The organism is Achromobacter sp. KK8, from assembly GCF_054188005.1.
Window position 1 is genome coordinate 2,173,915 of sequence record NZ_CM135178.1, and the last position, 16,472, is coordinate 2,190,386.

A 16,472-nucleotide genomic window follows, 5' to 3' on the forward strand; every position below is an offset into this window, starting at 1 on the left:
CACCCCTAAGATTCCAGAACGGAGACACCATGAGCACGCAGCCCGAAGAGCACACCATGAAGCACCACAAGCGCCCGCTGGCCGGCTACCAGGCCCGGACGTTCCTGTGGCAGGTGTCGGCCGACGGCAAGGTCGCCACCATCACGCTCAACCGGCCCGAGCGCAAGAATCCGCTGACCTTCGATTCCTACGCCGAGCTGCGCGACCTGTTCCGCGCGCTGGTGTACGCGACCGACATCAAGGTGGTGGTGGTGACGGGCGCCGGCGGCAACTTCTGCTCCGGCGGCGACGTGCATGAAATCATCGGGCCGCTGACCAAGATGAGCATGCCCGAGCTGCTGGACTTCACCCGCATGACGGGCGACCTGGTCAAGGCCATGCGCGCCTGCCCGCAGCCGATCGTGGCGGCGGTGGACGGCGTCTGCGCCGGCGCCGGCGCGATGGTGGCGCTGGCCTCCGACATGCGCCTGGGCACGCCGGCCGCGCGCACCGCCTTCCTGTTCACGCGGGTGGGCCTGGCGGGCGCCGACATGGGCGCCTGCACGCTGCTGCCGCGCATGATCGGCCAGGGCCGTGCCTCGGAACTGCTGTACACCGGCCGCGCCATGACGGCCGAGGAAGGCGCCAGCTGGGGCTTCTTCAACGCCCTGCACGAGTCCGACGCGCTGATGGAGGCCGCCGCCAAGCTGGCCGCGCAGTTGGCTGCGGGCCCCACCTTCGCCCACGGCGTGACCAAGAAACTGCTGCACCAGGAATGGAACATGGGCGTGGACGAGGCCATCGAGGCCGAAGCCGAGGCCCAGGCCATCTGCATGCAGACGCGCGATTTCCATCGCGCCTACGAGGCCTTCGTGGCCAAACAGAAGCCGGTCTTCGAGGGGAACTGATGATGCGCGACGCAAGCTGGCTGGACTGGCCCTTTTTCGACGACGCCCACCGCAAGCTGGCGCATGAGGTGGACGGCTGGTGCGAAAGCGCCCTGGGAGACGTCGACCACCACGACGCCGATGCGGCCTGCCGCAAGCTGGTCAAGGCCATGGGCCAGGCCGGCTGGCTGCGCTACGCGGTCGCGGGCGGCCCCGGCGGCGCCTGGGGCGGCGCGCTGCCCGAGGTCGATTCGCGTTCGGTCTGCATCCTGCGCGAGACCTTCGCGCGCCACGAGGGCCTGGCCGACTTCGCCTTCGCCATGCAGGGCCTGGGCAGCGGCGCGATCTCGCTGATGGGTTCGGACGCGCTGCGCCAGCGCTACCTGCCGCGCGTGGCCCGCGGCGAGGCGATCGCCGCCTTCGCGCTGTCGGAGCCGGATGCCGGCTCGGACGTGGCCGCGCTGGCCTGCGAGGCCCGGCTGGAGGGCGATCACTACGTGCTCAACGGCGCCAAGACCTGGATTTCCAATGGCGGCATCGCCGACTTCTATTGCGTGTTCGCCCGCACCGGCGAGGCGGCGGGCGCGCGCGGCATCAGCGCCTTCGTGGTGGATGCCGACACCCCGGGCTTCGAGATCTCGGAGCGCATCGAGCTGATCGCGCCGCACCCGCTGGCCACCATCACCTTCGACAACTGCCGCATCCCGGTGTCGCAGCGGCTGGGCGAGGCGGGGCAGGGCTTCAAGCTGGCGATGATGACGCTGGACATCTTCCGCGCCTCGGTGGCGGCCGCCGCGCTGGGCTTTGCGCGCCGCGCGCTGGACGAAGGCCTGGCGCGCGCCAGGTCGCGCCGCATGTTCGGCCAGACCCTGGCCGACCTGCAACTGACGCAGGCGGCGCTGGGCGACATGGCCACGGCCATCGACGCCTCGGCGCTGCTGACGTATCGCGCCGCGTGGATGCGCGACGTGCAGAAACAACGCACCACGCGCGAAGCGGCCATGGCCAAGATGACGGCCACCGAATCGGCGCAGAGCGTGATCGACCGCGCGCTGCAGATGTTCGGCGGCGCGGGCGTGGTGTCGGGGATGCCGGTGGAGAAGCTTTACAGGGAAATCAGAGCGCTGCGTATCTACGAAGGCGCCACCGAAGTGCAGAAGTTGATCATCGCCCGGGAACTGCTGAAGGCCTGAAGAAACCATCGAGTTTCCGCTTTCGGCAGTCAACTACACCGCATCAGCAAGGGGAATTTCATGGAAGTATCCGCCCACATCGACACTTTCGCCCGGGACAATCTGCCCCCGGGCGAACAATGGCCCGAGTTCCTGCTGGACGGCCCCGACGTGGCCTATCCCAAGCGCTTCAATTGCGCGGTGGAGCTGGTGGACGCCATGGTCGGCCGTGGCCACGGCGAGCGCGTCGCGCTGCGCTGGGCGCAGGACGGCAAGCCGGCCACCATGACCTACCGCGAGCTGGCCGCGCTGACCAACCGCATCGCGCGCGTGCTGGTCGAGGACATGAAGCTGGTGCCGGGCAACCGCCTGCTGCTGCGCGGTCCCAACAACCCGATGATGGCCGCTTCGTGGCTGGCCGCCATCAAGGCCGGTCTGGTGACGGTGCCGACCATGCCGCTGCTGCGCGCCAAGGAGCTCAAGCAGATCATCGACAAGGCGCAGATCCAGGCGGTGCTGTGCGACGTGCGCCTGAAGGACGAGGCGCAGTTCTGCGCCCAGCCGGATCACGAACACCATTGTCCGGGGCTGGCGCAGATCGTGTATTTCAACGACACGGCGCCCGAGGCGCTGGACACGCTGGCAGCGGCCAAGCCCGACGACTTTGCGGCCTGCGATACCGCCGCCGATGACGTCTGCCTGATCGCCTTCACCAGCGGCACCACCGGCGCGCCCAAGGGCTGCATGCATTTCCATCGCGATGTGCTGGCGATGTGCGACCTGTTTCCCAAGCATGTCATCAAGCCGGGTCCGGACGACATTTTCTGCGGCACGCCGCCGCTGGCGTTCACCTTCGGCCTGGGTGGCCTGCTGTGCTTTCCGCTGCGGGTCGGCGCCAGCACCGTGCTGGCCGAGCGCCTGACGCCGGAAAGCCTGCTGCAGCTGATCCAGGACTTTCGCGCCACCATCGTCTTCACCGCTCCGACTTTCTACCGCCAGATGGCGGCGCTGGTGGGCAAGTTCGACCTGTCCTCGCTCAAGAAGAGCGTGTCGGCCGGCGAGGCCCTGCCCGACGCGACGCGCCAGTTGTGGAAGGAGGCCAGCGGCATCGAGATGATCGACGGCATCGGCGGCACCGAGATGATCCACGTGTTCGTGTCCAGCCCGCCCGAGTCGGTGCGCCGCGGCGCCATCGGCCGCGTGGTGCCCGGTTACATCGCGCAGATCGTGGACGACGACATGAACCCGGTGCCCAATGGCACGGTGGGGCGCCTGGCGATCAAGGGGCCGACCGGCTGCCGCTACCTGGCCGACGAGCGCCAGCGGCGTTTCGTGCAGAAGGGTTGGAACCTGCCGGGCGATACGTTCGTGCAGGACGATGACGGCTATCTGTTCTACCAGGCGCGCAACGACGACATGATTGTCTCGGCCGGCTACAACATCGCCGGGCCGGAGGTCGAGGACGCGCTGCTGCGCCACGAGGCGGTGGCCGAATGCGGCGTGGTCGGCGCGCCCGACGACGAGCGCGGCCAGGTGGTCAAGGCGTTCGTGGTGCTCAAGCCCGGCTTCGAGCCGAGCGAGGCGCTGGTGGCGGCGCTGCAGCAGTTCGTCAAGGCCAACATCGCGCCCTACAAGTATCCCCGTGCCATCGAGTTCGTCTCCGCGCTGCCGCGCACCGAGACGGGCAAGCTGCAGCGTTTCGCGCTGCGCAAGATGGCCTGATTCCGCATCAAGGAAATTCCATGGCAGCTCCGTTCGTCAGCCAGGTTGAAGTCCGCTTCCGTCATTGCGATCCGGCGGGCATCGTTTTCTACCCGCGCTATTTCGAGATGATCAATGATTTTGTCGAGGAGTGGTTCGACAAGGGCATGGGCTTGCCATTCCACGCGCTGCACGTGGAGCGCCATATCGGCACGCCGATGGCGTCGGTGACGTGCGATTTCAGCGCGCCGAGCCGCTGGCACGAGAAGCTGCGGCAGACGCTGCAGGTGCAGCGCATCGGCGGCGCGTCGTTCAAGGCGCTGGTGCGCTTCGAGGGGCCGGACGGGCAGTTGCGGCTGTCGGCGACGTTGACGATCGTGACGGTGGATCTGCGCACGATGAAGTCGATGCCGTTGCCGGCGGATCTGCGCGAGCGCATGCAGGATTATCTGGTTGCCGCCGAGTGAGTTCGGCGGGGGCCGCCCTGGTGTTTGTTTTTTGAAAATAGGATGAGACGTTATGAAGATTCTGCAACCGCCGGATTGGATGGCGCCGCGGGGCTATTCGAATGGGATCCTGACCGAGATGACGGTGGGGAGCAAGCTGGTGTTCGTGGGCGGGCAGGTGGGCTGGAACGGGCAGCAGCAGTTCGAGTCGGATGATCTGGCCGATCAGGTGCGGCAGACGTTGGCGAACATCGTGGCGATTCTCGCCGAGGGTGGGGCCAGGCCGGAGCATATCGTGCGCATGACGTGGTATGTGACGGACAAGGATGCGTATGTGGCGGCTTATCCGGAGATCGGGAAGCATTATCGTGAATTGATCGGGAGGCATTTTCCGGCGATGACGGCGGTGGAGGTGGCGGATCTGGTGGAGGATCGGGCCAAGGTGGAGATTGAAGTTACTGCGGTGGTGCCGGGCTGAATGTGGACCAGCCTGGCGGGGATTTTCGCCGGGTTGGGGTTCTTTAGCCGCGGGTGACGGGGCAGGCGGGGGATGGCGGGGCTACGATTGCGGTCCGGAGCCTTCGCTCCGGACTGCCCCTTCGTCATCTTCGTCACAGCCTTCGGCTGTTCCTTCAGATTCCGTCGGGCGCATCTACACGCCCCGCCATCCCCCGCCTGCCCCGTCACCCGCTCACGATAAGAATTAATGGCGGATGCCGGGGAGGACGCGTTTCTTGGCGATCTTAGCGGCGGTAATTCTTGTTCAGAGCGATTTGCGGGGCCCGCTTCAAGGCGGCCGCGCGGGCGGCCTTTTGAAGCTTACGTGGTGTCTTGCGGGGGCGGATGACGCTGCGCGCTCGCGGGCGGGGCGCTTTATCACATATGTGTTGGTTTAACTACGTTTGTGACTCTTCGCTTGTGGCTGCAGGGTTGGCGCATGGCGCCAGAATTTTCAGGCCCATCTGCGGGCCTGGAAAGTTTCGCGGGGGAGTTCGCCGAAGCGGTCGCGGTAATACTCGGAGAAGCGGCCCAGGTGGCTGATGCCTACGGAGACGGCGACCTCGGTCACGCTTTCGCAGGCGCCTTGTCGCAGTTTTTCGCGGGCGGCGTCCAGGCGCAGGACGCGTAGCGCCTGCATGGGGGTGGTTTCGCGATGTTGCTGGAACAGGCGGGTGAGGGCGCTGGGGCTGGCGCCGGCGCCGCGGGCGATGTCGGTCAGGGTCAGGGGGGCGGCCAGGTGGGCGCGCATGTAGGCTTCGGCCTGGGTGATGCGGCGGGGCAGGGCGGGGGCCAGTCCGGCGTGGCGTTGCCAGGTGTTGGGCTGGTTGTAGAGCAGGTGCAGGACGAGCGTGTCTTCCAGGTGTTCGAGCCAGGCGGCGGGGGGCCTTGGGGCGCCGTCGTCCAGGGTGGGGAGCAGGTGGATCAGGCTGGTCATCATGCTGCGCCAGGCGGCGCCGACGGGGGTGTCCAGGCGTAGCGCGGGGCTGAAGTCCAGGGGGCGGGCGGCGGCGTCGCCGAAGATGCGGTGGCCGATGGCTTCGAGCTTGCCGCGCGGGATCTTCAGCAGCAGTTGTTCGCAGCCGGCTTCCCAGTGCAGTTTCAGGGCGCGGTTGGGGGCGATGACGGCGGCGCAGTCGGGGTGGGCGTCGACGCAGTCGGTGCCGCATTCGATGCGGGCGCGGCCGCGCAGCGGCACCTGCACCAGCATGAAGTCCTGCAGGCGGTCGGGTTCGATGTGGACTTCGGCGCCGTAGCGCAGCGTACAGACGCTCAGGGCGCCGAAGCGGGCGCGGTTCAGTTCGGCGTCGACGCGGCCGCCTTTCCAGGTCAGGCGGTGTTCCTTGAGCGCTTCGGAGACGCGTTCGCGCGTTTCGGCGGGCTGGGTGGAACTGAAGACGCGTCGTTTGAGCAATGGCGCCAGCTCGATGCGGGACCAGCCGTGCATGGATGCCTCCGGGACGGGAACGCTCCCGTATCGCCGTCGAGCGTAATGCAATCGTCAAGCGTTTGGAATTAAGTGAATCCCGGATAGGCGTGCGCCGATTCGGATAGAGCCGCGCGCCCGGCCGTCCTAAGCTGGGGGTTGTTGGAAGGCGGCGCCGTGGCGCGTAAGCTGGCAGTTTTCATCGGTGGCTGGGTGTACCGACGGCAGACGGATTCTGTCAGCATTGCGCCGGCGGCGCCGGCGGATACCTGCGGGGTGGCTCATGAACGGAAAACTATGGCGCCGGCGCGCGCTGGCGGCGCTGGTCGCGGTGGGCTGTATGACGGCGGCCGGCGGCGCGTCGGCGGCGGACAAGATCAAGGTCGGCCTGCTGACCACGCTGTCTGGACCGGGCGCGGCGCTGGGCAATGAGATCCGCGACGGCTTCAATCTTGCGCTGCAGCATACCGGCGGCAAGCTGGGCGGCCTGCCGGCCGAGGTGGTGGTGGCCGATGACCAGCAGAAGGCCGATGCCGGGCGCCAGGCGGTCGAGCGGCTGCTCAAGCGCGACAAGGTCGACGTCATGACGGGGATCGTGTTTTCCAACGTGCTGCTGCCGGTGATGCCGGCCATCCTGCAGTCGGGCACTATCTACCTCAGCACCAATACCGGGCCCGAGAACTATGCCGGCGCGGGTTGCAATCCGAATTTCTTCGCGGTGGCCTGGCAGAACGAGGACATCCCGGCGGCGGTGGGCAAGTACGCCGCCGACCAGGGCTTCAAGCGGGTGGCGCTGATCGCGCCGGATTATCCGGGCGGGCGTGAGTCGCTCAATGGCTTCAAGCGCCTGTACAAGGGCGGTCTGTCGGAAGAGATCTATACCCAGCTCGGCCAGCTCGACTACGGCGTCGAGATCACGCGGCTGCGCGCCAGCAAGCCGGATGCCGTGTTTTTCTTTCTGCCCGGCGGCATGGGCGTGAATTTCATCAAGCAGTTCAACGGCGCCGGCCTGGGCAAGGAGATCGCGCTGCTGGCGCCGGGCTTCTCGGGCGACGAGGATACGATCGCGGCGGTGGGCGCGCCGATCGAAGGCCTGCATAACTCGTCGCAATGGGCGGCCGACCTGGACAACCCGGCCAACCGCAAGTTCGTCGAGGACTTCAGGAAAACCTACAACCGCACCCCCACGCTGTACGCCTCGCAGGGCTACGACGCCGCCATGCTGCTGGACAGCGCGGTCAGGCAGACCGGCGGCAAGCTGGGCGCCGATGCGCTGCGCCCGGCCCTGCGCCGCGCTGATTTCAAGTCGGTGCGCGGCGAATTCAAGTTCAATCGCAATCAGTACCCGATCCAGAACTACTACCTGCGCACCATCGTCAAGGGCGCGGACGGCAAGCTGGCCAACAAGCTGTCGGGCACGGTGCTGACGCAGTATCACGACCCGTTCGCCGCCGCCTGCCAGATGAAGTAAGGCAGGCGACGCACGCATCAGCACGCATCAAGGAGAGACGCATGACCGCAACCATCACGACGCGCGAGGTGACCATCGCCTCGCACGACGGCAAATCATTCAGCGCCTACCTGGCCGTGCCGGCCTCGGGCCACGGACCCGGGCTGGTGCTGTGCCAGGAGATATTCGGCATCAACGACTTCATGCGCCGCACCGCGCAGGCGCTGGCCGAGGAGGGCTACGTGGTGCTGGCGCCGGACCTGTTCTGGCGCCAGCAGCCCGGCATCCAGCTGACCGACGGCCCGGCCGACATGCCGCGCGCCTTCGAGCTGTATCAGCGTTTCGATGTCGAGCTGGGCGTCAAGGACATTGCCGCGACCCTGGCGGCGCTGCGCGCCCTGCCCGAGCAGCAGGGCGGCGCCGGCGTGCTGGGCTATTGCCTGGGCGGCAAGCTGGCCTACCTGGCCGCCTGCCGCACCGATGCCGACGTGGCCATCGGCTACTACGGCGTGGGCATCGAGGACAGCCTGGAAGAAGCCGCCAACCTGCGCGGCCGGCTGGTGCTGCACATCGCCGAAAAGGACGGCTTCTGTCCGCCGCCGGCGCGCCAGCGCATCCTGGAGGCGCTGGGCGGCAAGTCGAACGTCGAGCTGTACGTGTATCCCGGCATGGACCACGCCTTCGCCCGCACCGGCGGCGCGCACTATGACAAGCCGTCGGCGCTGATGGCGCACCAGCGCAGCATGGCCGCGCTGCAACGCGTGATCGGGCCGCAGTTCGATTATTCGTATCTGTGGGACAAGCACTGCGAGTACGAGTTCGGCACCCGTGACGTGGCCGCGACCATGGCCACCATGGTGGCCGAGCCGTACGTCAACCACATCCCCACCATGACCGGCGGCGTGGGCTACCGCGAGCTGTCGCGCTTCTATCAGCACCACTTCGTCAACAGCAATCCGCCCGACACCCGGCTGGTGCCGTTGTCGCGCACCGTGGGCGCGACGCAGATCGTCGACGAACTGCTGTTCTGCTTCACTCACACCACCGAGATCGACTGGCTGCTGCCCGGCGTCGCGCCCACGGGCAAGTACGTCGAGATCCCGCTGGTGGCCATCGTCAAGTTCCGCGGCGACAAGCTCTGCCACGAACACATCTACTGGGACCAGGCCAGCGTGCTGGTGCAGATTGGCGTGCTCGATCCCAAGGGCCTGCCGGTGGCCGGCCGCGAGACCGCGCAGAAGCTGCTGGACGAGACCCTGCCTTCCAACACCCTGATGGCGCGCTGGAAAGACAGCGAGAACAAGTAGGAGACCGCCATGCCGTATAGCGATCAACAATTGGGCGAGATGGTGCGCGGCGACAGCGTGCACCGCGCCCTGTACACCGACCCGGCGATCTTCGAACTGGAGATGCAGCGCATCTACGGCCGCGCCTGGGTCTACGTCGGCCACGAAAGCCAGGTGCCCAAGACGGGCGACTATCACACCACGCGCCTGGGCGACCAGGACGTGCTGATGGTGCGCGCCAGCGACGGCCGCGTGCACGTCCTGTACAACCGCTGCCCGCACAAGGGCGCCAAGGTGGTGGCCGACGGCGACGGCTGCGTCGGCAAGTTCTTCCGCTGCCCGTACCACGCCTGGACCTTCAAGCTCGACGGCAGCCATCTCGGCGTGCCGCTCAAGCAGGGGCTGGAAGGCACCGCCTACGATCCCACCGACCCCAGCTTCTCCATGCGCCGCCTGCCGCGCGTGGAAAGCTATCGCGGCTTCGTCTTCGCCAGCCAGGCGCGCGACGGCCAGGGCCTGGCGGAATTCCTGGGCGGCGTGCGCTCGTCGATCGACAACCTGTGCGACCGCTCGCCGGTGGGCGAAGTGGAAGTGGCCGGCGGCATCTTCCGCGTGATGCAGCGCTCGAACTGGAAGGTGTTCTACGAGAACCTGCACGACACCATGCACGCCCGCGTGACGCACGAATCGTCCTTCGCCGCCGCCCGCGACGAAGCCAAGGAGATCGGCGAGATGCCGTTCGAGCTGCACATCATGGACGGCAACGGCGAGCCCTACGAGTTCTGGGAAAAGCTGGAGCTGCGCGCCTACGACAACGGCCACGGCTACATGGAAGGCATCTTCAACCCGGGCGCGGCTGAACGCGACCCGGTGTCGCGCGCCCATTTCGAAGCGCTGACCGCGGCCTACGGCGCCGACCGCGCCCGCGAGATCCTCGGCATGAACCGCCACAACACCGTCATCTACGGCAGCGGCTCGCCGCACACGGTGTTCCAGCAGTTCCGCGTGATCCGGCCGATCGCCGTCGACCGTACCCTGATCGAGATCCAGACGTTCCGCTGCAAGGGCGCGCCGGACGGCGTGTTCAAACGCGCCATGCTGTACGCCAACGTCATCAATTCGCCGTCGTCCAACGTCATGCCGGACGACATCGAGCTCTACAACCGCTGCCAGGAAGGCAACGCCACCCGTGGCGGCGAGTGGGTCAGCATGCACCGCTACCATGGCACCGACCGCAGCGACGCCGACGGCATGGTGTCGGTCAACGGCACCAGCGAGCTGCCGATGCGCAACCAGTTCCGCGCCTGGAAAAACTACATGGAGGCCGGTCCCGTGGCGCCCGCCCACGGCCAAGGAGAAGGCGCATGCTGCTAGACCTGGAATTCGACGTATCCACCGCCAACCTGGCGCCGGCCGACGTGCCGGCCGAGGCCTATCACCGCATCGCCCAGTTCCTGTACCGCGAGGCGCGGCTGCTGGACGAGCGCCGCTACGACGACTGGCAGTCGCTGTGGACCGACGACGGCATGTACTGGATGCCGCGCGAGCCGGGCCAGTCCAGCCCCTACGACCACATCTCGCTGTTCTGGGAAGACCGCATGCTGCGCGACGTGCGCATCCGCCGGCTGCAACACCCGCGCAACTGGTCGCAGCAGCCGCCCACGCGCAGCGCGCGGCTGGTGGGCGGGGTGCAGGTCGAGGGCATGGACGCCGGCGGCAACCTGGTGGTGCACTCGGCGTTCCAGATGACCGAATGGCGCAAGCGCCAGCCGCGCCAGCTGGCCGGCCGCTACACCCACAAGCTGGCCGCCGATGGCGACGGCTGGCGCATCCGCATGAAGCGCGTGGACCTGGTGAACTGCGACGACGCGCACGACGTGTTCGAGGTGTTCGTGTGAGCGCGATCGACGCCGCGGTGCTGGCGCTGCACTACCAGAACGACGTGCTGCATCCCGAAGGCAAGATCCGCGTCGGGCTGGACGCCGATGGCGCGGAGCGCCAGCGCCTGCTGCGCGGCGCCGCCGACCTGCTCGACGGCGCCCGTAGCCATGGCCTGCCGATCGTGCATGTGCGCATCGCCTTCAGGCCCGACTATGCCGACCTGCTGCCCAACTGCGATATCTTCCGCAACGTCGCCAGCATCGGCGCCGTGGCCGAGGGGCAATGGGGCAGCGCCTTCTACGACGGCCTGCAACCGCTGGCGGGCAGCCCGCGCGAATTCGTGGTCAAGCACACCCGCATCAGCGCCTTCTACGGCACGCCGCTGGAAGAGACGCTGCGGCTGCTGGGCGCGCGCCGGCTGGTGGTGGCGGGCGTGGCCACCCACTCGGTGGTCGAGGGCACCGTGCGGCATGCGGCGGATATCGGTTTCAATGTCATGGTGGCCGAAGACGCCTGCGCTTCGGCCGATCCGGCGGTGCATGACGCTTCGCTGGCCAGCATGCGGCTGATCGCGCAGACCGGCTCGGTGGCGCAGGCCATGCACTGGGCTGCCTCGCCTCATTGATCAAGGACTGTTCATGGATTTCTCAGGCTTTCCCGGCTTGGCCGGCAAGACCTCCATCGTCACCGGCAGCACCCAGGGGCTGGGCGCCGACATCGCGCGCGGGCTGGCGGCGGCCGGCTCCAACGTGGTGCTGGTGGGACGCAACGCCCAGGCCGGCCAGGCGCTGGCGGGCGAGATCGGCGACCGCGCGTTGTTCCACGAAACCGACATCGGCCAGGACGACCAGATCCGCCATTGCCTGAATGCCGCGCTGGCGCGCTTCGGCCGCGTCGACATCCTGGTGAACAACGCCTGCCAGTACAACGATCGCGGGCTGGCCTCCAGCCGCGAGGAATGGCACGCCACGCTCGACACCAACCTGGTGTCGGCCGCGATCTTCACGCAGATGGCGGCGCCGCTGCTGCCGCGCGGCGGCGTGGTGGTCAACCTGGGCAGCACCGGCGGCAAGTTCGGCGCGGCCGGGCGCGCGCTGTATCCGGCCTCCAAGGCGGCCTTGCTGCAGATCACCAAGAACTTCGCCGTGGAACTGGCGCCGGCCGGCATCCGCGTGCTGGCGGTGTCGCCGGCCTGGACTTGGTCGCCGTCGGTCGAACAACTGGCCGGCGGCTCGCGCGAAGCCGCCGACGCGGTCGGCGCGCACTTCCATCCGCTGGGCCGGGTCGGCTCGGGCGAGGAGATCGCAGCGGCGGTGTGTTTCGCCTGCTCCGACGCGGCCTCGTGGATGACGGGCGTGGATATCCCGGTGGACGGCGGTTTCTCGATCCTGGGGCCGGACCGCGGCATTTCGCCGCGCGCCTGGTTCAAGCAGTTGGCGCCCTGAGGCGGGCTGCCGGCCGGAGGGACGCGGGATCGGACCGCGCGGGCATGGCCGGCATCGCGCCGCGATCCCGGCGCGGGCCGGGCGGCGCCGGGGCGTGATGCCGGGGCGTGATGCCGGGGGCCGGCCAGGCCGCGGGGCGCGCGTCAGCGGATGACGATCTCGCCTTCTTCCAGGGCGGCCTTGCCTCCCACCTGGTCTTCCAGGAATTCCTGCATGCGGTTGCCCACCTGGATCTTGGTGCCGCCGCAAAAGCGCCGCGCGGCAATGATGGTGGCCGTATGCAGCGGCTGCAGGTCGCGGATCAGCTGGGCTTCTTCCTCGTCCAGTTCGATCAGGTCGCGGCCCAGCTTGGTGTGGGTGTTGCGGGCGCGCTCGACCACGTCGCCGGCGGCGCGTCCGGGGTTGGCGTGCAGGAACAGCAGCAGCTGTTCGAGCTTGGCCTTTTCCTCGTTCATCTTCAGGCGCTTGCGCGTCAGCGCCGAACGCTTGATGTCGGCATGCGGATCCAGGCCGGCCTGCACCAGCGTGGGCACGCCCGCCGGCGAACCGATGGTGCCGGCGCGCACCGATTGCAGGGCGCGGGTCTGGCCGCCGGTGATGGCGGTCTGCTGGGTATTGGGCGGGCCGACGTTGACGCTGCCGCCGGCGGCGATGCTGCTCTGGCGGATCTCGCGTTCCACTTCCACGTTCTGGCCGGCGCTGATGATGGCGTTGGTGATGAAGCGGGCCCGCACTTCGCCGCCACAGACGATGTGGGCGGTGCGCGCGGCAGTGTTGGCGGCCCCGCCACCGGCGCCGTCCGCCACGGCCTCGGCCATGCCGATGATGCCGCCCTTGACCGTGACGTTGCCGCCGGCCTCGACCAGCGCGGCCTCCATGGTGCCGTTGACGACCACGTCGCCGGTCACCCGCACTTCCATGGTGGCGCTGATGTCGCCGCGCACCTGCAGCGAACCCTGGAAGTTGATGTTGCCGGTGGACAGGTCGACCGCGTCGACCTCGACCACCGGATTGACCTGCGCGCCCTGGTGGATCAGCTTGGGCGAGCCGGCGATGGCGGCGCGCAGCAGGTTGGGGTCTTCCGGATCGATCTCGACGCCGGACATCTCGGCATTGAACGGCGTGTCGGGCAGTTCATCCGGCAGCACCGGCTGGCCCAGCACGTTGCAGCCGTCGATGCCGGGCAGCGGCGGAATGCGGCGCATCAGCGGCATGCCCGGGGTCACCAGCAACAGGCTGCCGAGGTCGCGGTAGTCGATCTGGGCCAGTTCGTCGATTTCCTGCGCGCGCGGCTTCAGGCGGTCCAGCAGGCTCTCGAAGCGGGTCGGGGTGCCGCGCGTGGGCGGCGTGCCTTGCGCGATCAGCACGGTCTGCGCGCCGCCGCGCTCGACGGCTTCGGCCAGTTCCTTTTCCAGCACGCCGTGGACGATGCCCTGGTCGGCGATGGCCTGGCGCAGCACGGCCAGGGCCACCGGCTTGCCGCCCTTGGGCGGATGCAGCGTGACCAAGGCGGACATGCAGGTCGCGTCCACTTCCAGGTCGAACGAACCGTCGATCAGCTTGCCCACCGGCACCTGGACCGGTTCGGCGGCGTGGCGGCACAGGTCGATGAAGGCGATGACGGCGTGGTTGTCCAGCGCCTCCGTCGACCAGCCCTGGGCAGTGGCCAGGGCGGCCAGGGCATCCCAGCTGGGCAGGGTGGCGGCCAGCGGAGCGGCGATGACGGTGTCCGAGGCTTCGGCCGATTCGCCTTCGGACGGCGCGGCCGGGGGCGCGTTGGCGCCCTCCGGGGCGGATGGCGGCGTGTAGATCGCCGTCAGGACGTTGGTAGTGGCATCCAGCACCAGCTGGAGCGTGTTGTCTGCGCCCATCTCCGCCTCCCGCCCGGCGGTCTGCGCCGGGTTCCATTCATTTAGTAATTAAACGAAATATTGCGACATGTTAACCCATGAATCCGGGGCTACTGCGCAGTAGAAGGGGGCTGGAGGGCATAAAAAGATGTAGGTCCGGCCCTTATTTCAGACGGATTGCCGCTCGAGTCGCTGGGGGCACGGGGCGCGCTCGAACCGCAACGCCAGCGCGTCCTAGTCCATAGGCAGGAGCGACAAAGCGCGCGCAGCGGCTCAGCATAGGCGTTCGATCCCGCGTCCCCGGACGCCGCCGGAGCCTCGATGCCATGTCATCCCCCTTTTCCTTCCCGTCGGCCAGGCCGCGCCGCTGTCGTGGGCGCGTGGCCGGCCTGGTGATCGCGGCCCTGGTGGCCGGGGTGGCGGCGCTGGCGCCCGCCGGCGGCGCCAGCGCCGCAGAAATTTATCGTTACAAAGATCCGTTCGGCGTCTGGCGCGCCATGAAGGTGCCCAATGGCTATGCCAAGTATTACAAGCGCGCCCAGGTCCGCACCGCGCTGCGCGGCTCCCGCCTCAAAGTCTGCCTGGACTGCGAACCGCGTGCGGGTGACGGCGCGAGCCTGCTGACCCTGGGCGATCGCGCCGCCCGTTGGCGGGCGGCGCCGCCGTCCACCGCGCATGACGAACTGATCGCGCAGGCAGCCAGGGATTCAGGCGTGGACCGGGCTTTGCTGACCGCCGTCATCGCGGTGGAATCCGGGTTCCGCAGCGATGCGCGCTCGCCCAAGGGGGCGCTGGGCCTGATGCAACTGATGCCGGCGACGGCGGCGACCCTGCTGGTGTCGGACGACATCGAGCGGGCGCTGGTGGATCCGGCCACCAACGTGAAGGCGGGTTCAAGCCTGCTGCGGCGCCTGATCGACCAGTATCCCAACCGCCTGGACCTGGCGCTGGCGGCCTACAACGCGGGCGAGGGCGCGGTGCGCAAGTACGACGCGGTGCCGCCCTATGCCGAGACCCAGCAGTACGTGCGCAACGTCACGGCGCTGTACCAGCAATACAAGACACCCTAGGGCTGGATACAAAAACGCCCCGCAAGCCCTTCCAGGGCCGCCAGGGCGTGTTGCAGCGCGTTCGGCAGGCCGGGACCCGCCGGCGCGCTTCGCGCCGCGCTCAGACCGTCGCGAAGACCTTCTCGGCGATATCCAGGGTGGCCTGGATGACGGCGTCGTCGTGGGTGGCCGAGACGAAGCCGGCCTCGAACGCCGACGGCGCGAAATGCACGCCGTGGTCCAGCATGGCGTGGAAAAAGCGGTTGAAGCGCGCCGTATCGCAGGCCGAGACCTCGGCGAACGTGGCCGGCACCTTGTCGCTGAAGTAGATGCCGAACATGCCGCCGACCGAATCGGCCGAAAACGCCAGGCCGGCGGCGCGGGCGCGTTCCTGCAGTCCCCGGGCCAGCTTGGCGGTCTGCGCCGCCAGCTTGTCGTAGAAGCCGGGCGCGGCGATCAGGCGCAGCGTGGCCAGGCCGGCGGCCACGGCCACCGGGTTGCCCGACAGCGTGCCCGCCTGGTAGACGCCGCCCAGCGGCGCGATGTGTTTCATGATCTCGGCGCTGCCGCCGAAGGCGCCCACCGGCATGCCGCCGCCGATCACCTTGGCCAGCGTGGTCAGGTCGGGCTTGACGCCCGACAGGCCCTGCACGCCCTGCGGGCCGACGCGGAAACCGGTCATGACTTCGTCGAAGATCAGCAGCGCGCCGTGCTGCGTGCAGACCTCGCGCAGCCCTTCCAGGAAGCCGGCGGCCGGCTTGATCAGGTTCATGTTGCCGGCGATCGGCTCGACGATGATGCAGGCGATGTCGGCGCCGTGCTGGGCGAAGGCCTCGCGCACCGCTTCGAGGTTGTTGTATTCCAGGGTCAGCGTGTGCGAGACGAACTCGGGCGGCACGCCCGCCGAGCTGGGGTTGCCGAAGGTCAGCAGGCCCGAGCCGGCCTTGACCAGCAGGCTGTCGGAGTGGCCGTGGTAGCAGCCTTCGAATTTGACGATCTTGTTGCGGCCGGTGGCGCCGCGCGCCAGGCGGATGGCCGTCATGGTGGCCTCGGTGCCGGAGCTGACCAGGCGCACCTGTTCCAGCGACGGCAGGCGCGCGATCAGCACCTCGGCCAGCTCGATCTCGGCCTCGGTGGGGGCGCCGAACGACAGGCCATTGACGGCCGCTTCCTGCACCGCGCGCACCACGTCCGGATGCGAATGGCCCAGGATGGCCGGGCCCCACGAGCCGACGTAGTCGATGTACTGCTTGTCTTCCGCGTCCCACACGTACGGGCCTTGCGCGCGCTTGATGAAGCGCGGCGTGCCGCCCACGGAGCGGAAGGCGCGCACGGGCGAGTTGACGCCGCCGGGGATGCTGCGGCTGGCGCGTTCGAAAAGCTGAGCGTTACGGGACATGGC

Annotated in this window: 15 protein-coding genes; 12 read left to right on the forward strand and 3 right to left on the reverse strand. The window is 68.3% G+C overall.

Features of this window, described 5'->3' with window-relative positions:
• Window positions 1–29: 29 nt before the first annotated feature.
• The 5 genes from ACVN9Z_RS10060 to ACVN9Z_RS10080 are packed head-to-tail and all read left to right on the forward strand — an operon-like array spanning window position 30 to window position 4,663.
• On the forward strand, window positions 30–887 hold the full coding sequence (locus ACVN9Z_RS10060) for an enoyl-CoA hydratase family protein (RefSeq protein WP_020925306.1): 858 nt from the start codon (window positions 30–32) through the stop codon (window positions 885–887).
• Window positions 888–889: 2 nt separating this feature from the next.
• Window positions 890–2,059 carry an acyl-CoA dehydrogenase family protein gene (locus ACVN9Z_RS10065; protein WP_458213509.1) on the forward strand — a complete coding sequence of 390 codons (1,170 nt, stop codon included), beginning with the start codon at window positions 890–892 and terminating at the stop codon, window positions 2,057–2,059.
• 60 nt (window positions 2,060–2,119) lie between these two features.
• On the forward strand, window positions 2,120–3,760 hold the full coding sequence (locus tag ACVN9Z_RS10070; protein ID WP_458213360.1) for an AMP-binding protein: 1,641 nt from the start codon (window positions 2,120–2,122) through the stop codon (window positions 3,758–3,760).
• A gap of 20 nt (window positions 3,761–3,780) precedes the next feature.
• A complete protein-coding gene (locus tag ACVN9Z_RS10075; RefSeq protein ID WP_020925303.1) occupies window positions 3,781–4,206 on the forward strand; it encodes an acyl-CoA thioesterase in 426 nt (141 codons plus the stop codon).
• Between the two features lie 52 nt (window positions 4,207–4,258).
• A complete protein-coding gene (locus ACVN9Z_RS10080) occupies window positions 4,259–4,663 on the forward strand; it encodes a RidA family protein (RefSeq protein WP_049055277.1) in 405 nt (134 codons plus the stop codon).
• Window positions 4,664–5,137: 474 nt separating this feature from the next.
• On the opposite strand, the gene ACVN9Z_RS10085 is transcribed toward ACVN9Z_RS10080, so the two are convergent.
• Window positions 5,138–6,130, reverse strand: coding sequence for an AraC family transcriptional regulator (locus tag ACVN9Z_RS10085; protein ID WP_458213361.1), 993 nt, complete (start codon window positions 6,128–6,130; stop codon window positions 5,138–5,140).
• A 262-nt stretch (window positions 6,131–6,392) separates the two neighbouring features.
• Here ACVN9Z_RS10085 and ACVN9Z_RS10090 point away from each other — a divergent pair, with 262 nt between their 5' ends.
• Genes ACVN9Z_RS10090 through ACVN9Z_RS10115 form a run of 6 tightly spaced genes read left to right on the forward strand, consistent with a single transcriptional unit; the run spans window position 6,393 to window position 12,171 of the window.
• Window positions 6,393–7,580 carry an ABC transporter substrate-binding protein gene (locus ACVN9Z_RS10090; protein ID WP_054500162.1) on the forward strand — a complete coding sequence of 396 codons (1,188 nt, stop codon included), beginning with the start codon at window positions 6,393–6,395 and terminating at the stop codon, window positions 7,578–7,580.
• Window positions 7,581–7,621: 41 nt separating this feature from the next.
• Entirely contained in the window at window positions 7,622–8,866 is a 1,245-nt protein-coding gene (locus ACVN9Z_RS10095; RefSeq protein ID WP_070541234.1) for a dienelactone hydrolase family protein, read from the forward strand.
• A gap of 9 nt (window positions 8,867–8,875) precedes the next feature.
• On the forward strand, window positions 8,876–10,219 hold the full coding sequence (locus ACVN9Z_RS10100) for an aromatic ring-hydroxylating dioxygenase subunit alpha (protein WP_006388566.1): 1,344 nt from the start codon (window positions 8,876–8,878) through the stop codon (window positions 10,217–10,219).
• A complete protein-coding gene (locus ACVN9Z_RS10105; RefSeq protein ID WP_458213362.1) occupies window positions 10,210–10,743 on the forward strand; it encodes an aromatic-ring-hydroxylating dioxygenase subunit beta in 534 nt (177 codons plus the stop codon). Before ACVN9Z_RS10100 ends, ACVN9Z_RS10105 begins: the two co-directional genes overlap by 10 nt.
• On the forward strand, window positions 10,740–11,351 hold the full coding sequence (locus ACVN9Z_RS10110) for a cysteine hydrolase family protein (protein WP_047993565.1): 612 nt from the start codon (window positions 10,740–10,742) through the stop codon (window positions 11,349–11,351). Before ACVN9Z_RS10105 ends, ACVN9Z_RS10110 begins: the two co-directional genes overlap by 4 nt.
• Before the next feature lie 13 nt (window positions 11,352–11,364).
• The gene (locus ACVN9Z_RS10115; protein ID WP_458213363.1) at window positions 11,365–12,171 is read left to right on the forward strand and encodes an SDR family oxidoreductase; all 807 of its coding nucleotides are present in this window, start codon (window positions 11,365–11,367) and stop codon (window positions 12,169–12,171) included.
• A gap of 143 nt (window positions 12,172–12,314) precedes the next feature.
• Here ACVN9Z_RS10115 and ACVN9Z_RS10120 read toward each other — a convergent pair whose 3' ends face one another.
• Complete coding sequence (locus ACVN9Z_RS10120) at window positions 12,315–14,042, reverse strand: DUF342 domain-containing protein (RefSeq protein ID WP_054516762.1); 1,728 nt, start codon at window positions 14,040–14,042, stop codon at window positions 12,315–12,317.
• Window positions 14,043–14,347: 305 nt separating this feature from the next.
• Between ACVN9Z_RS10120 and ACVN9Z_RS10125 the strand changes: the two genes are divergently transcribed.
• Window positions 14,348–15,091 carry a lytic transglycosylase domain-containing protein gene (locus tag ACVN9Z_RS10125; RefSeq protein ID WP_020925294.1) on the forward strand — a complete coding sequence of 248 codons (744 nt, stop codon included), beginning with the start codon at window positions 14,348–14,350 and terminating at the stop codon, window positions 15,089–15,091.
• A gap of 100 nt (window positions 15,092–15,191) precedes the next feature.
• Here ACVN9Z_RS10125 and hemL read toward each other — a convergent pair whose 3' ends face one another.
• Window positions 15,192–16,469, reverse strand: a complete 1,278-nt coding sequence (gene hemL / locus ACVN9Z_RS10130) for a glutamate-1-semialdehyde 2,1-aminomutase (protein WP_458213364.1) — start codon at window positions 16,467–16,469, stop codon at window positions 15,192–15,194.
• Window positions 16,470–16,472: the final 3 nt, after the last annotated feature.